The organism is Rhizobium sp. YJ-22, assembly GCF_029601685.1.
GTDB lineage: Bacteria > Pseudomonadota > Alphaproteobacteria > Rhizobiales > Rhizobiaceae > Metarhizobium.
The window spans coordinates 403,771-426,129 of record NZ_JARRIR010000001.1 but is presented as its reverse complement, the minus strand read 5'-3'; the positions used below and the strand labels follow the sequence as shown (position 1 = coordinate 426,129).

Annotated in this window: 18 protein-coding genes; 14 read left to right on the top strand and 4 right to left on the bottom strand. The window is 64.9% G+C overall.

From position 1 onward, the window contains the following. Position 1 precedes the first annotated feature (1 nt). The 14 genes from bcsA to P7F60_RS01955 all read left to right on the top strand — a co-directional run bounded on the left by bcsA (position 2) and on the right by P7F60_RS01955 (position 18,296). Positions 2-2,269 carry a UDP-forming cellulose synthase catalytic subunit gene (gene bcsA, locus P7F60_RS02020; protein ID WP_277916025.1) on the top strand — a complete coding sequence of 756 codons (2,268 nt, stop codon included), beginning with the start codon at positions 2-4 and terminating at the stop codon, positions 2,267-2,269. Beyond that, positions 2,262-4,703: a cellulose biosynthesis cyclic di-GMP-binding regulatory protein BcsB gene (locus tag P7F60_RS02015; protein WP_277916024.1), complete on the top strand. Its 2,442-nt coding sequence runs from the start codon at positions 2,262-2,264 to the stop codon at positions 4,701-4,703. The genes bcsA and P7F60_RS02015 overlap by 8 nt, the downstream gene beginning before the upstream one ends. Then, on the top strand, positions 4,700-6,718 hold the full coding sequence (locus P7F60_RS02010) for a hypothetical protein (protein WP_277916023.1): 2,019 nt from the start codon (positions 4,700-4,702) through the stop codon (positions 6,716-6,718). The genes P7F60_RS02015 and P7F60_RS02010 overlap by 4 nt, the downstream gene beginning before the upstream one ends. Further along, positions 6,715-7,584, top strand: a complete 870-nt coding sequence (gene bcsN, locus P7F60_RS02005) for a cellulose biosynthesis protein BcsN (RefSeq protein WP_277916022.1) — start codon at positions 6,715-6,717, stop codon at positions 7,582-7,584. Before P7F60_RS02010 ends, bcsN begins: the two co-directional genes overlap by 4 nt. A gap of 183 nt (positions 7,585-7,767) precedes the next feature. Beyond that, a complete protein-coding gene (rirA, locus tag P7F60_RS02000) occupies positions 7,768-8,247 on the top strand; it encodes an iron-responsive transcriptional regulator RirA (protein WP_277916021.1) in 480 nt (159 codons plus the stop codon). 280 nt (positions 8,248-8,527) lie between these two features. Continuing rightward, positions 8,528-10,123 (top strand): ABC transporter substrate-binding protein, encoded by a 1,596-nt coding sequence (locus tag P7F60_RS01995; RefSeq protein ID WP_277916020.1) that lies wholly within the window; start codon positions 8,528-8,530, stop codon positions 10,121-10,123. 90 nt (positions 10,124-10,213) lie between these two features. Then, the gene (locus P7F60_RS01990; RefSeq protein WP_277916019.1) at positions 10,214-11,218 is read left to right on the top strand and encodes an ABC transporter permease subunit; all 1,005 of its coding nucleotides are present in this window, start codon (positions 10,214-10,216) and stop codon (positions 11,216-11,218) included. 10 nt (positions 11,219-11,228) lie between these two features. Continuing rightward, on the top strand, positions 11,229-12,119 hold the full coding sequence (locus P7F60_RS01985) for an ABC transporter permease subunit (RefSeq protein WP_277916018.1): 891 nt from the start codon (positions 11,229-11,231) through the stop codon (positions 12,117-12,119). After that, complete coding sequence (locus P7F60_RS01980; RefSeq protein ID WP_277916017.1) at positions 12,119-13,135, top strand: ABC transporter ATP-binding protein; 1,017 nt, start codon at positions 12,119-12,121, stop codon at positions 13,133-13,135. Before P7F60_RS01985 ends, P7F60_RS01980 begins: the two co-directional genes overlap by 1 nt. After that, positions 13,132-14,097 carry a peptide ABC transporter ATP-binding protein gene (locus P7F60_RS01975; RefSeq protein ID WP_277916016.1) on the top strand — a complete coding sequence of 322 codons (966 nt, stop codon included), beginning with the start codon at positions 13,132-13,134 and terminating at the stop codon, positions 14,095-14,097. Before P7F60_RS01980 ends, P7F60_RS01975 begins: the two co-directional genes overlap by 4 nt. Positions 14,098-14,377: 280 nt before the next feature. Next, a complete protein-coding gene (locus P7F60_RS01970) occupies positions 14,378-15,421 on the top strand; it encodes an AbrB family transcriptional regulator (RefSeq protein ID WP_277916015.1) in 1,044 nt (347 codons plus the stop codon). Between the two features lie 28 nt (positions 15,422-15,449). Next, a complete protein-coding gene (locus P7F60_RS01965) occupies positions 15,450-15,968 on the top strand; it encodes a gluconokinase (RefSeq protein WP_277916014.1) in 519 nt (172 codons plus the stop codon). 82 nt (positions 15,969-16,050) lie between these two features. Next, positions 16,051-17,658, top strand: coding sequence for a 5-guanidino-2-oxopentanoate decarboxylase (locus P7F60_RS01960; protein ID WP_277916013.1), 1,608 nt, complete (start codon positions 16,051-16,053; stop codon positions 17,656-17,658). A gap of 68 nt (positions 17,659-17,726) precedes the next feature. Further along, positions 17,727-18,296 (top strand): hypothetical protein, encoded by a 570-nt coding sequence (locus P7F60_RS01955; protein ID WP_277916012.1) that lies wholly within the window; start codon positions 17,727-17,729, stop codon positions 18,294-18,296. Here the strand turns inward: P7F60_RS01955 and P7F60_RS01950 are convergent, their stop codons facing one another. The 4 genes from P7F60_RS01950 to cysP form a co-directional block, all read right to left on the bottom strand. Continuing rightward, positions 18,297-19,319 carry a sulfate/molybdate ABC transporter ATP-binding protein gene (locus P7F60_RS01950; protein WP_277916011.1) on the bottom strand — a complete coding sequence of 341 codons (1,023 nt, stop codon included), beginning with the start codon at positions 19,317-19,319 and terminating at the stop codon, positions 18,297-18,299. After that, complete coding sequence (gene cysW, locus P7F60_RS01945) at positions 19,316-20,200, bottom strand: sulfate ABC transporter permease subunit CysW (RefSeq protein ID WP_277916010.1); 885 nt, start codon at positions 20,198-20,200, stop codon at positions 19,316-19,318. The genes P7F60_RS01950 and cysW overlap by 4 nt, the downstream gene beginning before the upstream one ends. 3 nt (positions 20,201-20,203) lie before the next feature. Then, positions 20,204-21,025: a sulfate ABC transporter permease subunit CysT gene (gene cysT, locus P7F60_RS01940; protein WP_277916009.1), complete on the bottom strand. Its 822-nt coding sequence runs from the start codon at positions 21,023-21,025 to the stop codon at positions 20,204-20,206. Between the two features lie 145 nt (positions 21,026-21,170). Then, positions 21,171-22,154 (bottom strand): thiosulfate ABC transporter substrate-binding protein CysP, encoded by a 984-nt coding sequence (gene cysP, locus P7F60_RS01935; RefSeq protein WP_277916008.1) that lies wholly within the window; start codon positions 22,152-22,154, stop codon positions 21,171-21,173. Positions 22,155-22,359: the final 205 nt, after the last annotated feature.

The following is a 22,359-nucleotide window of genomic DNA, read 5'->3' as shown; positions in this document are numbered from 1 at the left end:
CATGATGTGCGTGAAGTGGCTGGCGCTCGGCGCCGGCATGCTGGGACTGTTCGTACTCTGGTTGCCCCTCAGCCTTCAGGCGCAACTCATCCTCAGCTTTGCGGTGCTCGGTTTCATGTTCCTGGCGATGACCCGCCCGGACAGCAAGCCGCTCAGAATGATGACCTTCGTCTTCGCCGGCATCATCGCCTTGCGTTATGCCTATTGGCGCACGACGCAGACCCTGCCGGATATATCCGAGCCGCTGAACTTCGTGCCGGCGATCATTCTGTATCTCGCAGAAATGTATTGCCTGGCGATGCTGGCGGTCAGCCTGTTCATGCTTGCCGATCCGCTGCGCCGCGTGGCGCCGGTGCCGAAATCGCGCGAGGCGCTGCCGACCGTCGACGTCTTCATCCCGAGCTACAACGAGGATCCCGAGCTTCTGGCGCTGACGCTCGCCGCCGCCAAGTCGATGATCTACCCGAAGGAAAAACTCACCGTTTACCTGCTCGACGACGGCGGCACCGAGCAGAAGCGCAGCCAGAAAGATCCCAAGCTCGCCATGTCCGCCCAGCGCCGGCATGAGAAGCTGAAGGCGCTCTGCGCCGCCATGGATGTGCGCTACCACACCCGCAAGCGCAACGAACACGCCAAGGCCGGCAATCTCAACGAGGGCCTGGCCGTCTCCACCGGCGAACTGGTCGTCGTCTTCGATGCCGATCATGCGCCGGTGCGCGAATTCTTGAAGGAGACCGTCGGCTTCTTCGCCGAGGACGACAAACTGTTCCTCGTCCAGACCCCGCATTATTTCCTCAATCCCGATCCGCTGGAAAAGAACCTCAGGACCTTCGCGCGCATGCCGTCCGAAAACGAGATGTTCTATTCTATCCTGCAGCGTGGGCTGGACAAGTGGAACGCCGCCTTCTTCTGCGGCTCGGCCGCCGTGCTGCGCCGCAAGGCGCTGGAAACGACAGGCGGTTTTGCCGGCCAGTCGATAACAGAGGATTGCGAAACGGCGCTGGCGCTGCATTCGAAGGGCTGGCATAGCGTCTATGTCGACAAGCCGCTGATCGCCGGGCTGCAGCCGGAAACCTTCGTTTCCTTCATCGGCCAGCGGGCGCGCTGGTGCCAGGGCATGTTGCAGATCCTCATCCTCAACCGCCCCTTCCTGGCGCGTGGCCTGACGATGGCGCAGCGCATCTGCTATGCCGGCATCAATCTCTTCTGGCTGTTTCCGCTGTCGCGGCTGGTCTTCATGTTCGCGCCGCTGCTCTACATCTTCTTCTCGCTGGAGATTTACGAGGCGAACATCATGGAGTTCGCCTCCTATGCGCTGACCTACCTGGTCTCCTCCTTCGCCATGCAGAGCTATCTCTATGGCCGGGTGCGCTGGCCCTGGGTGTCGGAACTCTATGAATATGTGCAGTCGGTCATGCTGTTCGGCTCGATCCTCAGTGTCGTGCGCAATCCGCGCAAGCCGACCTTCAACGTCACCGCCAAGGGCCAGACGCTGGACAAGAGCGGTCTCTCGGCGGTGGCGCGGCCCTATTTCCTGATCTTCTTCCTGCTGCTGGCCGCCGCCCTTTACTCCGCCTGGCGATATGTGACGGAGCCGGCCGCCTCCGAACTGCTGCTGATCGTCGCCGGCTGGAACCTCATCAATCTCGGCCTCGCCGGCGCCGCGCTCGGCGTCGTTGCCGAACGGCGCGAGCTGCGCCGCAACCAGCGTCTGCCGGTGCGCCGCCATGCGCTGATGCATATCGGCGGGAGGCTGCATTCGATCCTGATACACGATGCCTCCAGCGGCGGCATTTCCGTCGAGTTCATCGAGGGCGATGCCCCGCAGGCGACGGCCGACGCGCCGCTGGCCGGCATGGTCGAGCTGCGCCGCAACGGCCAGGAACTGACCTTCGACGTGGTGCAGCGCGGCGCACGCGGCAGCGACGGCGCAATCCAATACGGCTTTGCCTATGCCGAGCGTTCGCCGCGCACCTTCCTGGCGATCGCCGAACTGATGTATTCCGATCAGACGGTGCTGCAGGAGCGGTTGACCCGTCGCCAGGTGCGGCTCGGCTTCTTTGCCGGGACATTTCGCTTTGCCGGCTGGACGATCGGCGAAACCCTGCGCGCCATGCGCTATGCCATCGGCCTCATTCGCGAGCAGGCGGTCAAATCCGTGGACGATGCGCCGATGGTCCTTCCCGCGAAGGACATGCCCGAACCCATGCCGGCCCCGGTCGCCGCTCCTCTTGCTCCTGCCGTCGATGGAGTTCGCGCCTATGGTTGAGACCATGTCGATCCGCCGCCTTGGCCTGACGCTGCTGCTGACCGGAGCGCTTTCGCCCGCCGCTTTCGCCGGCAGTTTCCGCCTGTTGCCGGAGGCCGAGACGCCCCCGGTCGCACCCGCCGCGCCGGCCCTGGCCATACCGACCGCCGCTGCATCGACCCCCTCCGCATCGACCCTGGTCGTCCCCGCTGCGCCGGAAAAACCCGCCGTCTCGCTGCTGCCGGCCATGCCGCAAGCCCCGGCCAAAGCTGCCGTCTCCGCCGCGCCGTCCAATCTCGTGCCTTTCGAGCAGGGCGCGAACCGGCTGGAACTGACCGGCGAGGACGACACCACGGTCCTAAGCTTCTATGCGAGCGCCGAGCAGGTCGCCGCCGGCGGCGGCCTGCAGATCGCCTATCGCAACGCTGTTTCGGTGCTGCCCGATACCGGAACGGTCGAGGTCGGCGTCAACGGCCGCCCGGCCGGTTCCTTCGCCATCCGCTCGCCGAACGGGCTGAAGCTCGAAACCCTGCCGCTTTCTGCCGGCAGCCTGAGGATCGGCCGCAACGAGGTGAGCTTGCGCGCGCGCCAGCGCCATCGCGTCGATTGCAGCATCGATGCCACCTATGAATTGTGGACGCGGCTCGATCCGACGCTGAGCGGCTTTCTCGCGGGTGCGCCGGTGCGCTTCTCGGCCCTGGACGAACTGATGGGCCTTGGCCGCAATGCCGCCGGGGTCACCGATATCCGCCTCGTCGTCGCCAGAGGCGCGAGCGCCGCCGCCCTCAGCGAAAGCGCCAGGGTCGTGCAGGCGCTTGCCCTGTTTCTCAATCGCGACGATCTCGTCGTCAGCACAGGCGAGACCGGAGGCCAGGGATCGGGCATCGATCTCTATGTCGGCGCCGCCATCGATCACTTCCAGACCGAGGAGGGCAGGCGGCTGCTGTCGGCGGCTCCGGCCGGGCTGTCGCTGCGTGCGGGGTCGGTTCCCGGGCGCGCCATCGTGCTGCTCCAGGGGGCGACGGGGGCGGAGCGAACCGCCAACCTGCTCTCGGCGCTGCGCGGGCCAATGCGCGCCGGCCTCGAAAGCGGCGTCATTTCCGGGCGCTGGGGCGAAGTCGCCGGCGAAGCCGGAAGTCGCTTTACACTCAAGGAAGCGGGCTATGTGACGGCGCCGTTCGCTGGCCGCCTGGCGCGCACCGATTTCGACCTGCGCATGCCCGCCGATTTCTATCCCGCCGACTACGATACGATCGATTTCTACCTGCATGGCGCGACCGCGCCGGGGCTGCTGCCGGGCGCGAAGCTGCTGGTGAGGGTCAACGAGCGGGTGGTGACCAGCCTGCCGCTTCGCGATTCCAACGGCGAACAGTTCGACCGCAAGCGCGTCAAGCTGCCGATGCGCGCCTTCCGCCCGGGCGTCAACCGCATCGACATCATGGCCGAGCTGCCGGTGGCGGCGGATGGTGTCTGCGCGCCGCAGATGGCGGCGCAGGAAAAGCCGCGCTTCATCCTGCTCGACGATTCCACGATTGAAATTCCCGCGCTTGCCCGCCTCGGCCGGCTGCCCGATCTCGGGGCGCTCTCCGGCTCGGCCTATCCCTTTGGCGACGGCAAGCCCTTCGACGTCTTCATCGACAGCCAGGAGCCGGCCGCCATCGCCGGCGCGCTGACGACGGTGGCGCATCTCAGTCTGGCCGCCCGCAAGCCGCTCGGCGCCGATATCCGCTTCGGCGCTCCGGCGGAAGAGGAAGGCCGCAATGCGCTGGTCATCGCCACCCGTGCGGTCCCGGCCACGCCGCTGCCGTCCGATGGCCCGGCCAAGGATGGCGATCCCTTTGCCAGCCTCGGCGCTGCGGCGGCACCCGATGCCATGACCACCGCCACCGTCAGCGCCGCACCGGCCACGCCGGTTGCCGATACGCAGGAGTTGCTGCAAGCCTTCCAGGAATCGACAGCCGTCGATCAGTCGCAGACCGGCTGGACGACACAGGCGCAGACGCAGGTGGTATCGCTGCTCAGCCGCTTCCGTCATTGGCTGAACTACGAGGATGCCTCCGCCGCCGACGCCTCGGCCGAGACCGGGGCGTTGCTCACCGTCTCGCAGAGCCTGTCGCCGTCCGGCCTGTCCAACTGGACGACGCTGCGCGCCGCCTCGGCGGGCGAGCTGGAAAAGGGCGTCGCCCTGCTGTCGAAACCCGGCGTCTGGCCGCGGCTGGAGGGCGGTCGCGCCGTCATCCAGAGCGGCGATGGCGTCCTCGTCAGCCGTGCGGCCGTCGACCGGGTGATCACCGCCTTTCCCGATTCCAGCTTCGGCAATCTGCGCCGGCTCGCCGCCGCCTGGTTCTCCGATAATTTCCAGATTTATGTCGTGCTCGTCCTTGTGCTGATGGGCGGGTTCGGCGCCTGGCTCGGCCTTGCCGTGCCGAAGAAGGGCGTGAGGACCGATCAATGAGGCGTTTGCGTCAATCCGTTGCCGCGCTTCTTGCCGCAAGCTGCCTTGCTGCGCCGCTGCCGGTCTGCGCCGGGCAGGTGAGCCTCGCCGATTTCGCCGCGCCTGTCACCGAAAAGCCGGCAGCGCCCTTTGTCCCCGTCACGGCGACAGGTCCGGACGAGGTCGATCTCGCTGCCCTCTATTATTACGCCGACCAGGGGCAGGAGGAGCGGGTGCAGGCCGAGCTTGCCCGGCTCCAGCTCAAATTCCCCGGTTTCGAGCCCCCCAAGAACCTGTATATGCCGGCCGCGCGCCGCTCGATGAACGAGCAGCCGCTGTGGGCGCTCTACGAAAAGAGCGATTTTTCCAGCATCGAGGCGGAAATCGCCCGCCTGCAGGCCGCCAATCCCGGCTGGAGTCCCTCGGAGGATTTTTCCGGAAAGCTGGCGCGGCGGAAAATACGTGTCCAGATGACCGCCGCGGTCGCCGCCAGGGACTGGGCGGGCGTGATTGCCGCCGGTGAAGCCATCGATCCGGCCGGCGAAGCCGAAATTGACCTGCTGTGGATGCTGGTCGACGCCTATCACGAGACCGGCATGCGCGAGCAGATGGCCGAGGTCTGCAAGGCCATCCTGTTCCGGCAGGGAGAGGCGCGTTTTCCCGACGATCTTCTCGCGGTGACGCTGCAAAAGGCCGCGCAGGATTTTTCCGCCGAGGAGATCGACGCGGTCATCAAGGCGCTGTGGCCTCAGCCGGCCAGGGTCGCGGCGCTGGCGCCGGTCACCGATGCGCTGCTGCGCCGCCGCGTCGCCGATTTCACCGCCAACGACGCCCTGACCGCGCCGTTGCCGGAGGCCGATCTCCAGCGTCTCGCCGCGCAATCGGATACGGCCGGCGATGACATCCTGTTCGGCTGGTATTTCCTCAAGGTCAAGCAATTGCCATCCGCCGAACAGGCCTTCGGCAAGGCGATGGAGAGGGCGCCCGGCGCCGAGGCCGCCAAAGGCCTGTATCTCAGCCTTTCCCGGCAGGGCCGCGACGCCGACGCTTATCGATGGGCCGCCGGTCATCTCGACCTGTTTGCCGGCGAGCCGGAACTCTTGATGGCGGCGCTGGCGCCACGCCTGTCCAAGCCGGAGCTGGGCGCGCTGGAGCCGCAGGCGATTGCCGCCTATTCCGCGGCGATCGGCGAAACGCAATCGGCCGACCATGCCGAGATACTCGGCTGGTATGCCTATAATTCCAAGCAGTTCGCCGCCGCCGAAGCCTGGTTTGCCAAGGCTTTCGAATGGCAGGAGAAGCCGGAGCGCCTCAAGGGCCTGGCGCTCAGCTATCTGCGTGAAAACAGGAAGAAGGATTTCGCTGCGCTGCGCAGCCGTTACGGCGAGCGCTACCCCGATCTCTGGGCCGAAATCGCCAGCGCCCCGCCGCCGCGCGGCCTTTCGGGCGCCACCGTCGGCAAGCCGGCCGCCGGCGACGCCTCCGGTTATGCCGCCGCCCTCCGGGACAAGCGCTACGATGCCTGCATCCGCGAGTTGCAGCGGCAGGAGGATCGCGGCGGCCTCTCCGCCGAGGCGTCGCTGGCGCGCGGCTGGTGCTTCATGGGCCTGAACCGCTCCTCCGATGCCCGCGTCGCCTTCAATGCGGCGCTGGCGGGGCGCGGCGTGACCCGCCAGGACGCGGCCTATGGCCTGGCGCTCGCCGCCTTGCGCGACAAGCTGACCGATCAGGCCGAAGCTGCGCTTTCGGCCACGCCGCTGTCTGCGGTGCGCGACCGGGAAATTCGCGCCGAAATCTACTGGCAGCGCGCCCGCGCCGCCTTCGATATCGGCCAGTACGAGCAGGCCCTGGCGGCACTGAATGCCCGCATGCAACTGGTGCCGGAGCCGACCGACATGAGCAAGTTGCGCGCCTGGGCGCACCAGAAACTCGGCCACAAGGCCGAAGCCAAGGCGATCTTCGAGCGCCTGAGCATGCACCTGTCCGACCGCGCCGTCGCGCAAGGGTTGACGGCGGTGGAGCAATCGCAACGATGAAATCCCTTGGCGTTTTCCTCACGCTCACTGCCCTCGCTTTGCCGCTTGCGGCCTGCACCTCGACGACGCAGGATCCGTTCCTGACGGCGGCGACCGGCCTTGCCGCCGCGCCGCCGATCTCGGCGGAGGTTTCGCCGCAATTCGCGCTCGCGGCCCTGCCGCCATCGGCCGGGCGCATCGTCTCGGTGCAGCAGGTCGCCCGCGAAAACGGCCTCGGCCAGACCGTCGTCTATGCCAACCGCACCGCTCTTTCCGGCGACAATGCCCTGACGATCGAGGTGTCGAATGCCGATGCCGCGACGCGACCGGTGCGCGCTCCGACGCGCGGCGAGATCCGCAAGGAGATGGCCGAAACCCTGCCCGGCATCGCCATGCGCATCGACGACGTCATCGGCGACAATGCCCAGGGCGTCTTCGGTTATGCGCTGGGGACCAGCGGGGGCGCACACTGCCTTTATGGCTGGCAGGTGGTCAAGAGCGGCGCGGCCGTCCAGCGCCCCTATGCGGCCAGCTTGCGCCTGCGCTTCTGCGACCCGTCGATGAGCGAGGCGGAACTGGTGTCGCTGATGCAGGGCCTGCGCCTGTTGCCGGTGTCGAAGGAAACCGTGGCCATGCTGCGCAAGGCGCCGGGTCGCGCCTATGTCATGCCGGCAAGCCTTGCGCCGGAAGTGATCGCCGAACCGGTCTCGCCACGCCGCAGCCGCCCGCGCCAGAACACAGCCGCCCCTGACGAGCAGGCGGACGCCGTCGCCGTGCCGCTGCCGGGCGAAGCTTCGGCAAGGCCGGCCGCCATGACCGCACCGGCGAAAATGCCCGCGCCGTCGTCGGAGATCGGCAACGCCGCGATCGTGCCGCTGCCGCAATAAGGCCGCCGGACCGGCAACGGGCAAAAAATTTTCTTGAGTATTGCATTCATGAAAAGCCGTAGCGCTTCAAGGCGTTACGCGCTATCTGTCGGGAGTTGATCCTGGAATTCATCTTTTTGGAATTGTTCAAATCTACGAGACGTCCTATATACGTGCCGGACGTCTCGATTCAGGGAGAACGACATGCGTTTGACGAAGCAGACCAACTATGCCATCCGCATGTTGATGTACTGCGCGGCCAATGAAGGACGATTGAGCCGAATCCCCGAGATTGCAAGGGCTTACGGGGTTTCCGAACTGTTCCTTTTCAAGATTTTGCAACCGCTCAACAAGGCTGGCATCGTCGAGACGGTGCGTGGCCGCAACGGCGGCGTGCGTCTGGGTCGCGCCGCGAACGCCATCAGCCTGTTCGACGTGGTGAAGGTCACGGAAGACAATTTCGCCATGGCGGAATGCTTCGAGGAAGGTGTGGTCGAGTGTCCGCTGGTCGATAGCTGCGGCCTCAATTCGGCGCTGCGCAAGGCGCTGAACGCGTTTTTCGGGGTGCTGGCGGAATATTCCATCGACGATCTCGTCAAGGCGCGCCCGCAGATCAATTTCCTGCTGGGCCTGCCAGAGCGCATGGAAAAGAACGGCGTGGTGGCCGCCGCCCCGGCTGCCTGATCGAACCCTTTCTAATCGATTTGCTTTTATGGCCCCGCGCGCCTGCTCCGGGGCCATATTCATTTTGCGCCAAAAGCGGTCGCAAGCCGCTTTCGGATTATGATTATTTCGATTTCACAGAGGTTCGTGTTAAAAAATTTCTAATTTTGTCCGTGTGGACAAAATTTCGCCCGCATCTGTTGCTTTCGACGGGCAAATATCGTTCCATCCCCAGATGATCCGGCTCCGAGGCCTTCGGTATCTGTGCGATCAAAACAAAAACAATCTGGGAAACGATATCATGAAAAAGCTCTCTTTCCTGCTCGCCGCGACCGCGCTCGCCTCGGTCATGGCGACGACGGCATGGTCCAAGACGCTTGTCTATTGCTCCGAGGCGTCGCCGGAAGGTTTCGATCCGGGCCTGTACACCGGCGGCCAGACCTTCGACGCTTCTTCGCGCACCGCCTATAGCCGCCTCGTCGAATTCAAGCATGGCAGCACCGAGCTTGAGCCCGGCCTCGCCGAGAGCTGGACGATTTCGCCCGACGGTCTCGAATACACCTTCAAGCTGCGCAAGGGCGTCAAGTTCCAGACGACGGAATACTTCACCCCGACACGCGAGCTGAACGCCGACGACGTGATCTTCTCCTTCGAGCGCCAGCTTAAGGCCGACAATCCGTGGAACAAGTATGTCGATGGCGCCTCTTGGGAATATGCTGCCGGCATGGGCTTCCCGGAACTGGTCAAGTCGGTCGAGAAGGTCGATGACCTGACGGTCAAGTTCGTGCTCAACCATCCGGAAGCGCCGTTCCTCGCCGACCTCGGCATGGACTTCGCCTCGATCATGTCGAAGGAATATGCCGACAAGCTCGCCGCCGACGGCAAGATGGGCCAGCTTAACCAGATGCCGCTCGGCACCGGCCCCTTCACCTTTGTCGCCTATCAGGCCGATGCGGTGATCCGCTACCAGGCCAACCCCGACTACTACAAGGGCAAGGAAAAGATCGACGATCTCGTCTTCGCCATCACCACCGACGCCGCCGTGCGCGCCCAGAAGCTCAAGGCCGGCGAATGCCATATCATGCCTTACCCGAATGCGGCCGACGTCGCCGAGCTGAAGAAGGACGAGAACCTCACGGTTCTGGAGCAGCCGGGCCTCAACGTTGCCTATCTCGCCTACAACACGCTGCAGGCGCCGTTCGACAAGCCTGAGGTGCGCCGCGCCCTCAATATGGCGATCAACAAGCAGGCCATCGTCGACGCCGTCTTCCAGGGCGCCGCCGCTGTCGCCAAGAACCCGATCCCGCCGACCATGTGGTCGTATAACGACAAGGTCGAGGACGACAAGTACGATCCGGAAGGCTCCAAGAAGGCTCTCGAAGCCGCCGGCGTCAAGGATCTGAAGATGAAGATCTGGGCGATGCCCGTCTCGCGTCCCTACATGCTGAACGCCCGCCGCGCCGCCGAACTGATGCAGTCGGATCTGGCCAAGGTCGGCGTCTCCGTCGAGATCGTCTCCTATGAGTGGGCCGAATACCTGAAGCTGTCGAAGGACAAGAACCGCGATGGCGCCGCCATCATGGGCTGGACCGGCGACAACGGCGATCCGGACAACTTCCTGGATACGCTGCTCGGCTGCGAAGCCGTCGGCGGCAACAACCGCGCGCAGTGGTGCAACCAGGAATTCGACAAGCTGGTGAAGGCGGCCAAGAAGTCGTCCGACCAGGCCGAGCGCACCAAGCTCTACCAGGAGGCGCAGGTCGTGTTCAAGAAGGAAGCCCCCTGGGTCACGATCGACCATTCGATCGCCTTCGGCCCGGTCAGCAAGAAGGTCAGCGGCTATCACATGGATCCGCTCGGCATTCATCGCTTCGACGGCGTCGATATCGCCGAATAATCGATCATTCTCGGAAACTGCCCGGCCTGCCGGGCTTAACCGGCGGTCGGGATAACCCTGACCGCCGGACTTTATCAGGTAACTAAAGCCATGATGCGCTTTCTCCTCGGACGCCTCGCGATTCTCATCCCGACGTTCCTGGGCGTGTCGTTGATAGCCTTCTCCTTCATCCGTATGCTTCCAGGCGACCCGGTCATGCTCATGTCCGGCGAACGCGTGATGTCGGAGGAAAGGCATAGCCAGATCATGCATGATCTCGGCCTCGACCGTCCGATGTATGTTCAATATTTCGACTATCTCGGTTCCGTCCTGCAAGGCGACCTCGGGACTTCCATCGTCAGCAAGCGGCCTGTCTTCGACGACTTCAAGGCGCTGTTCCCGGCGACGCTGGAGCTGTCGCTCTGCGCCATCATCGTCGCGATCTGTCTTGGCATCCCCGCCGGCGTGCTGGCGGCGGTCAAGCGAGGCACCTGGCTCGACCAGACGGTCATGGGCGTCGCCCTCGTCGGCTATTCCATGCCGATCTTCTGGTGGGGCCTGCTGCTGATCATCTTCTTCTCCGGCTATCTCGGCTGGACCCCGGTTTCGGGGCGCATCTCTCTGATGTATTTCTTCAAGCCGGTCACCGGCTTCATGCTCATCGACAGCCTGCTGTCCGGGCAGGCGGGGGCCTTCAAATCGGCGCTCTCCTATCTGATCCTGCCGACGATCGTGCTCGCCACCATTCCGCTCGCCGTCATCGCCCGCCAGACGCGCTCGGCGATGCTGGAAGTGCTGGGCGAGGATTATGTGCGCACCGCACGGTCCAAGGGCCTGACGCCGCTGCGCGTCATCGGCGTCCATGCATTGCGCAATGCGATGATCCCGGTCATCACCACCATCGGCCTGCAGGTCGGCGTCATGCTCGCCGGCGCGATCCTGACCGAGACGATCTTCTCCTGGCCGGGCATCGGCAAATGGATGGTGGATGCGGTGTTCAAGCGTGACTACGCGGTGGTGCAGGGCGGCCTGCTCATGATCGCCGGCGTCATCATGCTGGTCAATCTCCTCGTCGACGTCGCCTATGGCTTCGTCAACCCGCGCATTCGCCACTAGGAGCGCTTCCATGAGCACGGTCACTGCAAAAACCGGCCACCCTTCGGCGCTGGCGGAATTCTGGTATTATTTCTCGCGCAACAAGGGCGCCGTCCTCGGCCTCGCGGTCTTTCTGCTGGTGCTGTTCGTGGCGATCTTCGCGCCCATCGTCGCCCCGCACAGCCCGAGCGATCAGTTGCGCGACAGGCTGCTGGCGCCGCCGGCCTGGATGGCGGGCGGCAGCTGGAGCTATGTCCTCGGCACCGACGCCGTCGGCCGCGACATTCTCTCGCGCCTGATCTACGGCGCGCGTTTCTCGCTGTTCATCGGCCTCGTCGTCGTGACACTTTCGGTGCTGTCGGGCGTGCTGATCGGCATGGTCGCCGGCTATTTCCGCGGCCGCATCGATATCGTCATCATGCGTGTGATGGATATCATCCTCGCTTTCCCGTCGCTGCTGCTGGCGCTGGTGCTGGTCGCGGTGCTGGGGCCTGGCCTGACGAATGCGATGATCGCCATTTCCATCGTCAACCAGCCCCATTTCGTGCGCCTGGCCCGCGCCTCGGTCATGACCGAGCGCGAGAAGGAATATGTCATCGCCTCGCGGGTCGCCGGCGCCGGCACGATGCGGTTGATGTTCCTGACGATCCTGCCGAACTGTCTCGGGCCGTTGATCGTGCAGGCGACGCTTGCCTTCTCGGCGGCGATCCTCGATGCGGCGGCACTCGGCTTCCTCGGGGTCGGCGCGCAGCCGCCGACGCCGGAATGGGGCACCATGCTCGCCGAAGCGCGCGAGTTCATCCAGCGCGCCTGGTGGGTCGTCACTTTCCCCGGTCTTGCCATCCTCGTCACCGTGCTTGCCATCAACCTGATGGGCGACGGGTTGCGCGATGCGCTCGATCCCAAGCTGAAGAGGTCGTGATGCCGCTTCTTGAAATCGAAAACCTCACGGTCGAATTCCAGACCGCCTCCGGCCTGTTCCGCGCCGTCGATCGCGTGTCGCTGACCTGCGACAAGGGCGAAATCCTGTCGATCGTCGGCGAGTCCGGCTCCGGCAAGTCCGTTTCCATGCTGGCGACGATGGGTCTCCTGCCGTGGACGGCGAAGATCACCGCCGACAAGCTGTCCTTTGACGGCAAGGATCTCATCGGCCTTTCCGCACGTCAGCGGCGCAAGATCATCGGCAAGGATATCGCCATGATCTTCCAGGAGCCGATGTCGAGCCTCAATCCGTGCTTCACGGTCGGCTACCAGCTCGGCGAGACGCTACGCGTCCATATGGGCCTCGACCGCAAGGCACGGCGCGAGCGTGCCATCGAGTTGTTGCGCCTCGTCGGCATCCCGGCGCCGGAAGATCGCCTGTCGAACTTCCCGCACCAGATGTCGGGTGGCATGAGCCAGCGCGTGATGATCGCCATGGCGCTCGCCTGCAATCCGAAACTGCTGATCGCCGACGAGCCGACCACCGCGCTCGACGTCACCATCCAGGCGCAGATCCTCGATCTCCTGGCGCGCCTGCAGCGGGAAAACGGCATGGCGCTGGTGCTGATCACCCACGACATGGGTGTGGTGGCCGAAACAGCCGAACGCGTCCAGGTGCAATATGCCGGCCAGAAGGTCGAGGAACAGCCGGTGCGCGACCTGTTCCGCGATCCGCATCACCCCTATACCGCGGCCCTTTTGGCGGCGCTGCCGGAGCGGGCCGAGATCGGCCAGCGCCTGCCGTCGATCGCCGGCGTCGTGCCGGGCCAGCATGACCGGCCGACGGGCTGTCTGTTCGCGCCGCGCTGTTCCTTCGCGACCGCCGAATGCGACCGCGGCGTGGTGCGCCAGGATGCCTCGCTCGGTCTGGCGCTGTGCAACTATCCCCTGATTCAGGGCAAGCCGAAGAACCATCCGGGGCTTGTCGAACTGGCGAAAGCCGGAGGTGACGCATGAGCCAGGCTGTTCTCGAAGGCCGCGACCTGCAGCGGTTTTATTCCGTCAAGCGCGGCATGTTCAAACCCGAGGCGACGGTCAAGGCGCTGAATGGCGTCAGCTTCAGCCTCTATTCGGGCCGCACGCTCGCCGTCGTCGGCGAATCCGGTTGCGGCAAGTCGACGCTCGCCCGCCTCGTGACCATGATCGAGGATCCGACCGCCGGCGAATTGCTGATCGACGGCAAGGCGGCCCGCATCGGCGATGCGTCGCTGCGCAGCCAGGTGCAGATCGTCTTCCAGAACCCCTATGGTTCACTCAATCCGCGCCAGAAGGTCGGTTCGATCCTGGAAGAGCCGCTGAAGATCAACACCCGTGACGACGCCGCCACCCGCCGCCGCAAGGCGGAGGAGATGATGACCCGCGTCGGCTTGCGCACCGAGCATTACGACCGCTATCCGCACATGTTCTCCGGCGGCCAGCGCCAGCGCATCGCCATCGCGCGGGCGCTGATGCTGCGGCCGAAGGTGCTGGTGCTCGACGAGCCGGTCTCGGCGCTGGATCTCTCGATCCAGGCGCAGGTGCTGAACCTGCTGATGGACCTGCAGAAGGAGATGGGCCTTGCCTATCTGTTCATCTCGCATGGCCTGTCGGTGGTGCGCCATATCGCCGACGACGTCATGGTGATGTATCTCGGCCGCCCGGTGGAGGTCGGCACCTCCGACGAGGTGTTCACCAATCCGCGCCATCCCTATACGGCCGCGCTGCTTTCGGCGACGCCGATCGCCGATCCGGAGCGGGAAAAGAACCGCATCCGCCTGCAGGGCGAACTGCCATCGCCACTGAAGCCGCCGCTCGGCTGCCACTTCAATCCGCGCTGCTGGAAGGTGCAGGATCATTGCCGCAAGGTCGAGCCGCTGCTCGGCGACACCGGCAATCACCGTTATGCCTGCCATTTCCCGCTGGAACGCGGGGAGGGATAACAATCTTGGCGCAGGCATAACAGCCTGCCCCTTACCCTAACCCTCTCCCCGCACGCGGGGAGAGGGGACTTGCCTCACCGTCCGTTCTTGTTTGGGGAAACCAGTGCGGCATATCCCCTTCGCCCCGCTTGCGGGGAGAAGGTGCCGGCAGGCGGATGAGGGGTAAACCGCCGCCTCGAAAAAATAATCAGCCCCCCTGACGGTTGACCCCTCAAGCCATTGCCATAAAAGGAACGCGGACCCGTTCGGGCCGCTTTGTCCCAAAATTGCTTGAGGCGGCATGGCTATCATATCAGACGTCGATCCGCGCCGCGCGGCGCTGACCCTTGCCATCGGCGCGGTCGGCGCTGTCATCGCGCTGTTCGCCGCCTTTCCCGCACCCTATCTGCTCGGCCCGGCCATCGCGCTGACCATCGCCAGTTTCGCCGGCCTGCGGCTCGGCGTGCCGATGGCGCTGCGCAACGTCTGTTTCGTGGTGATCGGCATCACCATGGGCACCAGCGTCACGCCGGCGGTGATCGAAGCGGCGCGCACCTGGCCGGCGAGTTTCCTGCTGCTGATGCCGGCCATCGCCGTGATCTTCTATGGCGCCTATGCCGTGCTGGAGCGCGGCTTCGGCTACGACCGACGCACGGCGATGCTGGCGGCCTCGCCCGGCCATCTCAGCTTCATCATCAGCCTCAGCGCCGATACCAAAAGCGATATCGCCGCCATCTCGATCATCCAGAGCGTGCGCGTCCTTGCCCTGACGCTGATGGTGCCGCTGATCGTGCAGGTCTTCGATCTCGTCAGCGTCGCGCCGCCGCTGTTGCTCGCCGACATGCCGCTGGCGGTGCTGGTGGCGGAGATCCTCGCCTCGGTGGCGGTCGGCATGCTGTTCCTGCGCTGGCGCTTTCCGGCGGCGCTGCTGCTCGGCGGCGTCGCGGTGTCGGTGTCAAGCCATATCAGCGGCCTCGTTTCCGGCGGCGTGCCGGCCTGGCTGACGATACCGGTCTATGTCGTGCTCGGCTGCGTCATCGGCACCCGCTTTTCCGGCCTGTCCTTCTTCGCCATGCGCCGCGCCTTCGTCGCCGGCGCGGTGACGACGCTGCTCGTCACCCTGCTGGCCGGCTTGGCCTCCTGGCTGGTGTCGTGGCTGACCGGCGTGCCGCTGAATGCGGTGCTGATCGCCTTCGCCCCCGGCGGGCTGGAAACCATGGCGGCGATGGCGGTGATGATGCATGTCGATGCCACCTATGTCGGCAGCCATCATGTCTTGCGGCTGCTCTTCCTTTCGGTTTTCATGCCGCTGGTCGTGCGAGACCGAAAGGACAAGACGTCCTGAGTCGCCGCCGAAACCCGAGAGGAACGCCATGCCAACATCCCGTTTTCTTGCCGTCTGCGTCATGGGCGTCAGCGGCTCCGGCAAGACCTCCATCGGCGAGGGGCTGGCGGCGCGGCTTGGGTATGCCTTCCTGGAGGGCGACCGGCTGCATCCGGCCGCCAATGTCGAGAAGATGTCGAAGGGCATTCCCCTTGTTGATGACGACCGCTGGCCGTGGCTGGATGCCATCGGCGCCAAGATCGGCCGTCATCTGGCGGCAGGCGAGGGGCTGGTCCTGTCCTGCTCGGCGCTGAAGCGCGCCTATCGGGACCGCCTGCGCAAGGCTGCCGGCGGCCGGCTCGCCTTCGTCTATCTCGACGGCTCCCGCGCACTTCTCGGCGCGCGCATGGGGGCGCGCGAAGGCCACTTCATGCCGCTGTCCTTGCTCGATAGCCAGCTGGCGACGCTGGAGGTGCCGACCGGCGAGCCGGGCGTTGTCACCGTCGCCATCGATGCCGATATCGACACCATCGTCGCGCGCGCCGTGGAGGGCCTCGCGGGGCTGTGAAACCTCCGCTTGCTTGCATTGTTTCGGCAATTACTATACGCGTGTATAACAATAACATTGCGGCATGGAGAGGGGACGCGAGATGATCAGCACGGGCATGTATCTGACGAAACTGCTGGAGGCCTATGGCGTCGACACGGTGTTCGGCATTCCGGGCGTGCATACGGTGGAACTGTATCGCGGCCTCGCCGGCAGCTCGATTCGCCATGTGACACCCCGCCACGAGCAGGGCGCCGGCTTCATGGCCGATGGTTATGCCCGCGCCAGCGGCAAGCCGGGCGTCTGCTTCATCATCACCGGCCCCGGCATGACCAATATCGTCACCGCCATGGGCCAGGCCTATGGCGATTCGGTGCCGATGCTGGTCATCTCCACTGTCAACCAGCATGGCCGCATGGGCTCGGGCGAGGGCTGGCTGCATGAGCTGCCGAACCAGCAGGCGCTGGTCTCGCAGGTTTCCGCATTCAGCTACACCGTCAACCGGCCGGAAGAACTGTCCATGGCGCTGGCCCGCGCTTTCGCCGTCTTCGACAGCGAGCGCCCGCGCCCGGTGCATATCGAGCTGCCGATCAACGTCATGCTCGCCCCGGCCGATCACCTGCCCGTGCCGCACAAGGTCGTGCGCCTGAAGCGCCCGAGCGGCGATGCAGCCGCCATCGGCGACGCCGTCGCGCTCCTGAATTCGGCGAAGGCCCCGGTGGTGCTGGTCGGCGGCGGCGCGGCGCGCGCGGCAAGCGAAGTGCGCGCGGTCGTCGAGGCGCTGGATGCGCCGCTGATCGCCGCCACCAACGGCCGCGGCATCCTGCCGCCTGAGCATCCGCTCAACATCGCGCTGTCGCCCTGCTGCCCGTCGTCGCGCAAGCTGGTCGAATCCGCCGACGTGGTTCTCGCCGTCGGCACCGAATTCGGCCCGACCGATTACGACATGTATGAGGATGGCGGCTTCTCGATCCCCGGCAAGCTCATCCGCATCGATATCGATCCGACCCAGATCATGCGCACCCGCGCCCCGGAAATCGGCATCGTCGCCGACAGCGCGAGCGCTCTTTCGCTGATCTCCGGCGGCCTGACGCCGGCCAGGCGCGATGGCGCCGCCCGCGTCGCCGCCGCCCGCAAGGAAGGCGCCGCCGACCTGACGCCGGCGATGATCGGTGACCTCAAGATCCTCGCCAAGGTGCGCGACACGCTGGAAAACGTGCTGTTCGTCGGCGATTCCACCCAGCTCGTCTATGCCGGCAATCTCGGTTTCGCCTCCGGCGGCCCGGTGAGCTATTTCAACTCGGCGACCGGCTACGGCACGCTGGGCTACGGCCTGCCGGCGGCCATCGGCGCCAAGCTGGGTGCGCCGGAGCGTCCTGTCGTCGCGCTGGTCGGCGATGGCGGCTTGCAGTTCTCGGTCTCGGAACTGGCCTCGGCCACCGAAGCGAAAGTGCCGGTCATCATGATGCTGCACAACAACAACGGTTACGGCGAGATCAAGTCCTACATGGTCTCGCAGAATATCCCGCCGCTCGGCGTCGACATCTACACGCCGGACCTGGAAGCGATCGGCAAGGCCTATGGCTGGCAGACGGAAGTCGTCGCCCATTTTGCCGACCTGCCCGCCGCGCTGGAACGCGCGGCGAAGAATGACGGGCCGACCATGCTGCTGTTCGGTGACGAACTGCGAAACGAGGCAATGGCCGCCTGAACCGCTTTGCCAACGCTGCCTTCCTGTTCTACAACTCGGACGGCGTGTTGCCCAAGGGGAGAACGGGAATGGCAGTGGTTTGCGATCCGGGTTGGAAGGGCACTTCCACCAATGGCAAGTGGGACAATCACGAAAGCAATCTCGGCGAAGCGGAGATGATCGCGCTCGGCGAGGCGATCATCGATCTCGCCGAAATGAAGGCCCTGCCGACCTCGACCCGGCGATGCTTCAAGGATCTGTCCGCCGCGCTGACCGGCGGCACGGTGACGATCACCAAGGGCATCCACCAGCGCGACGACAAGGTCCATTTCGACGTCAAGATATCGAGCGGCGTCGCGGGCACGTTCCACGTCTTCCTCAAGACCGGCGAGGAGGCGAACGTTATTTCGCCGCCCGTGCAGCCCGGCTGGGGTATTTCCGACACCATCAAGGGAAAGACGGTGACGCGTTCGCTGTTCAAATACCAGATCAGCGGGCTTTCCTATCGCGCCTCGCCCGGCGTCGATTATCTTTACCCGCCGCTGTTCGTGACGCTGAGCGAGCTGGAAAAGCCGATCGGCCGCCCGCGCCGCTCCAGTTTCTGCCAGGGCAACGCCACGGCGGCCGTGACCCGCAGCGAAATGGCAACCATCACGTAGTCACCCCGCCGCAAACACCTTGGCCCTGATGATACGGACCATGCCGCGATCGCCGGCCTTGACGACCGTTTCCGGGGCAACGTCGAATTCCAGCGTGTCGCCTTGCACTGTTGCCGCGAGGATGCGGCGGTTGCCGGGGCGGTCAAGCACCTGATGGACGTCGGCGGGAATGCCGGCGCCGTCGCTCGCCCAGTCGAGATCGCCCGGCCGCACGAAGACCTCGGCCGGTCCGTCCGGGCAGCCGGGGGCATCGATCTCGCCGGCGGGAAGTTGCGCCTTGCCATTGGCGACGGTGGCTTTCAGGCTGTTGGTATCGCCGAGGAAACGCATGACGAAGGCGGAATTCGGCTGGCGGCAGACCTGTTCCGGCGTGCCTTCCTGCACGATCTGCCCGCCATTGAGGATGACGACGCGGTCGGCCAGATCCAGCGCCTCTTCCTGGTCGTGGGTGACGAACAGCGTGGTGATGCCGAGTTCGGCATGGATTTCGCGCAGCCAGCGGCGAAGATCGCGCCGGACATTGGCGTCCAGCGCCCCGAAGGGCTCGTCGAGCAGCAGCACCTTGGGATCGACGGCGAGCGCACGCGCCAGCGCCACGCGCTGGCGCTGGCCGCCGGAGATCTGCGCCGGAAACCGGTCCTGAAGCCCGTCGAGCTTGACCAGCCGCAGCAGATCCTTGACACGCGCCTCGATTTCTTCGGTGCTGCGTTTAAGCTTCGACACCTTCATGCCGAAGGCGATGTTTTCGCCGATGGTCATATGCGGGAACAGCGCATAATGCTGGAAAACGAAGCCGACGCCGCGGTCGCGGACGGGAATGTCGGTGGCGTCCTGATCGCCGAAATAGATGTGGCCGCCATCGGAATATTCGAGCCCCGCGATCATGCGCAGGATGGTGGTCTTGCCCGAGCCCGAGGGGCCGAGCAGCGCCACCAGCTCGCCGCTTTCGATATCGAGCGAGACGCCATGCACGGCGCGGAAGGTATCGAAGGTCTTGACGACGTTTTCGAGGCGGATTTTCACTTGGCGACCTCCGGGGCGGGGGTGACGATAGGCGCGCGACGGCGGCGGCCGGCGCCGCGCCGTTCGAGCGCCACCTTGGCGATGATGGTGACGACGGCGAGCAGCGTCAGGATGAAGGCGGCGGCAAAGGCCCCGGTCGTCTGGTAATCGTGATAGAGCAGCTCGATATGCAGCGGCAGCGTGTTGGTCTGGCCGCGAATATTGCCGGAGACCACCGAGACCGCGCCGAATTCGCCCATGACGCGGGCATTGCAGAGGATGATGCCGTAGAGCATCGCCCAGCGGATGTTCGGCAGCGTCACCGAAAAGAAGGTGCGCCAGCCGGACGCGCCGAGCGAGGTCGCCGCCTCCTCCAGATCGCGCCCCTGCGCCTGCATCAGCGGGATCAGCTCGCGCGCCACGAAAGGCGCGGTGACGAACATCGAGGCGAGCACGATGCCGGGCAGCGCAAACAGGATTTTGATCGAATAGGCATCGAGCAGCGGGCCGAACAGGCCCTGCAGGCCATAGACGAAGAGATAGGCGACGCCGGCGACGATGGGCGAGATCGAGAAGGGAATCTCGATGACGACCAGCAGCAGTCGCCGCAGGGGAAAATCGAACTTGGTGATCGACCACGCGGCGGCGACGCCGAAGGCGGTATTGATCGGCACGGCGATCAGCGCCGTCACCACGGTCAGCAGGATGGCATGCAGCGTATCGGGATGGGCGATGGCGGCGGCGAACACCTTCCAGCCCTCGGAAAAGGCCTGCACGGCGATGATCAGCAGCGGCGCGAGGATCAGCAGCGCGCCGAGCAGGAGAGTGATTGCAATCAGTGCGCGACGCATGGCGGGGGCATCGCCGACGCGCGGCGGCTTTTTCGAACGGGTTGCCTGCATCGATCAGCCCCTTGCCGTGTAGCGCAGGGCGCGCGCTTGCATGACATTGGTGAGCGCCAGCATGGAAAAGGCGGTGATCAGCAGCACCGAGGCGATGGCGGCGGCCGCCTGGTAGTCATATTCCTCCAGCCGGATGAAGATCAGAAGTGCTGTGATTTCCGTCTCGAACGGCTTGTTGCCGGCGATGAAGATGATCGCCCCGAATTCGCCCAGCGACCGGGCGAAGGACAGCGACAGGCCGGCGAGCAGCGCCGGCTTCAGCAGCGGCAGGATGACCTTGCGAAAGATCGTCCAGTCGCTTCCCCCCAGCGATTGCGCCGCTTCTTCCAGCGCCGGATCGAGATCCTCCAGCACCGGCTGCACGGTGCGCACGATGAAGGGCAGGCTGGTGAAGATCATGGCGATCATGATGCCGAGCGGCGTATAGGCGACCTTGATGCCGAGGGGGGCAAGCGCCGCGCCGAACCAGCCATTGGCGGAAAACAGCGTCGTCAGCGCAATGCCGGCCACCGCCGTCGGCAGCGCGAAGGGCAGGTCGACCAGCGCATCGACGAAACGCCAGCCGGGAAAACGATAGCGTGTCAGCACCCAGGCGAGCGCCAGCCCGAAGAACAGGTTGAAGACGGTGGCGGCCAGAGCGCAGAGCACGGTGACGCGATAGGTGGCGACGGCGCGCGGCGAGGAGACGATTGCCCAGTAATCCGCCGGTCCCAGGCTCGCCGCCTTGAACACGAGGGCTGCCAGCGGCAGCACCACGATCAGCCCGACATAGAACAGCGTGACGCCCAGCGACAGCCGCAGCCCCGGCAGAACATTCCGTCTCAAGACGCTTTCCTTCTCATATGTCTTTGTTTTATCGCATTTCCTGACGCAAAACCGCGTCACACTTTTGCTGGAACTGCTTTAAACGTCAAAAGACCCGGCGCGCTTTTGGCCGCCGGGTTTCGTTTCTGTCAACAGCCTTTACGGTTCAGCGCGCGCCGTAGAGCGTGTCGAGCGTGGCGCCGGAGGCGAAATGCTCGGCCTGGATCTTCTTCCAGCCGCCGAACACGTCTTCGACATTCACGAGGCGGATTTCGGGGAACTGGTCCTTGAATTCGGCGGCGACCTTTTCATTGTGGACGCGGTGGCCGAACTGCGCGGCGATGCGCTGGCCGTCCTCGGTATAGAGGAAATCGAGATAGGATTTGGCGAGTTCGCGCGAGCCGCGCTTTTCCACCACCTTGTCGACCACGGCGACCGGGAATTCGGCGAGCAGGCTGACCGAGGGCACGACGCTCTCGAACTTGTCGGTGCCGTATTGCTTGGCAATCGAGCGGGTCTCGGCCTCGAAGGTGATGATGACGTCGCCGATTTCACGCTCGACGAAAGTGGTGGTGGCGGCGCGCCCGCCGGTGTCGAAGACCGGCACGTTGTCGAAGATTTTCTTGACGAAGGCCTGCACCTTCTCCGGATCGTCCTTGAAGGCTTCCTTGGCGTAGGCGGTTGCCGCCAGATAGGTGTAGCGGGCATTGCCGGAGGTCTTCGGGTTCGGGAAGATCACCTTGACGTCGTCGCGCACGAGGTCGTTCCAGTCCTTGATGTGCTTCGGGTTGCCGGCGCGCACCAGGAAGGAGGGGAAGGAATAGAAGGGCGAGGCGTTGTTGGCGAAATCCTTCTGCCAGTCGTCGGACACGAAGCCGTTCTTGACGAGGAAATCGATATCCGTGACCTGGTTGAAGGTGACGACGTCGGCTTCCAGCCCTTCGACGATGGCGCGCGCCTGCTTGGAGGTGCCGGCATGCGACTGGTCGACGGTGACGCCCGGATGCTGCTTGACGAAGGCCTCGTTCTCGGCGGCGAAGAGTTCGCGGGCCACGTCATAGGAGGCGTTGAGCAGGGTAGCAGGCGATTGCGCGAAGGCCTGGCCTGCAAGGGCCAGCGCGGCGACACCGATCAGCAAAAGGCGCTTCATGAAAATCTCCAGAAAAAGCAACACGGTATAGTGCCGCAACCTAACGGCCCGGTCCGGGCGATGCGAGGCAATCGCCACCCGATGCCCGTCGCGACGTAGAAAGATCGTCTAAGCTTCGAACACTTTTAGGGACAGGATTTCAGGAGCCGTGCGGGCTGGCCATGGCGCTCGGCGGCTGAAGATGCTATCGGCGCGGCAAGAAACG

Bases quoted from the DNA above. Each gene is read 5' to 3' on its own strand.
- bcsA (WP_277916025.1), top strand. From the start codon at position 2: ATGATGTGCGTGAAGTGGCTGGCGCTCGGCGCCGGCATGCTGGGACTG.
- P7F60_RS02015 (WP_277916024.1), top strand. From the start codon at position 2,262: ATGGTTGAGACCATGTCGATCCGCCGCCTTGGCCTGACGCTGCTGCTG.
- P7F60_RS02010 (WP_277916023.1), top strand. From the start codon at position 4,700: ATGAGGCGTTTGCGTCAATCCGTTGCCGCGCTTCTTGCCGCAAGCTGC.
- bcsN (WP_277916022.1), top strand. From the start codon at position 6,715: ATGAAATCCCTTGGCGTTTTCCTCACGCTCACTGCCCTCGCTTTGCCG.
- rirA (WP_277916021.1), top strand. From the start codon at position 7,768: ATGCGTTTGACGAAGCAGACCAACTATGCCATCCGCATGTTGATGTAC.
- P7F60_RS01995 (WP_277916020.1), top strand. From the start codon at position 8,528: ATGAAAAAGCTCTCTTTCCTGCTCGCCGCGACCGCGCTCGCCTCGGTC.
- P7F60_RS01990 (WP_277916019.1), top strand. From the start codon at position 10,214: ATGATGCGCTTTCTCCTCGGACGCCTCGCGATTCTCATCCCGACGTTC.
- P7F60_RS01985 (WP_277916018.1), top strand. From the start codon at position 11,229: ATGAGCACGGTCACTGCAAAAACCGGCCACCCTTCGGCGCTGGCGGAA.
- P7F60_RS01980 (WP_277916017.1), top strand. From the start codon at position 12,119: ATGCCGCTTCTTGAAATCGAAAACCTCACGGTCGAATTCCAGACCGCC.
- P7F60_RS01975 (WP_277916016.1), top strand. From the start codon at position 13,132: ATGAGCCAGGCTGTTCTCGAAGGCCGCGACCTGCAGCGGTTTTATTCC.
- P7F60_RS01970 (WP_277916015.1), top strand. From the start codon at position 14,378: ATGGCTATCATATCAGACGTCGATCCGCGCCGCGCGGCGCTGACCCTT.
- P7F60_RS01965 (WP_277916014.1), top strand. From the start codon at position 15,450: ATGCCAACATCCCGTTTTCTTGCCGTCTGCGTCATGGGCGTCAGCGGC.
- P7F60_RS01960 (WP_277916013.1), top strand. From the start codon at position 16,051: ATGATCAGCACGGGCATGTATCTGACGAAACTGCTGGAGGCCTATGGC.
- P7F60_RS01955 (WP_277916012.1), top strand. From the start codon at position 17,727: ATGGCAGTGGTTTGCGATCCGGGTTGGAAGGGCACTTCCACCAATGGC.
- cysW (WP_277916010.1), bottom strand. From the start codon at position 20,200: ATGCAGGCAACCCGTTCGAAAAAGCCGCCGCGCGTCGGCGATGCCCCC.
- cysP (WP_277916008.1), bottom strand. From the start codon at position 22,154: ATGAAGCGCCTTTTGCTGATCGGTGTCGCCGCGCTGGCCCTTGCAGGC.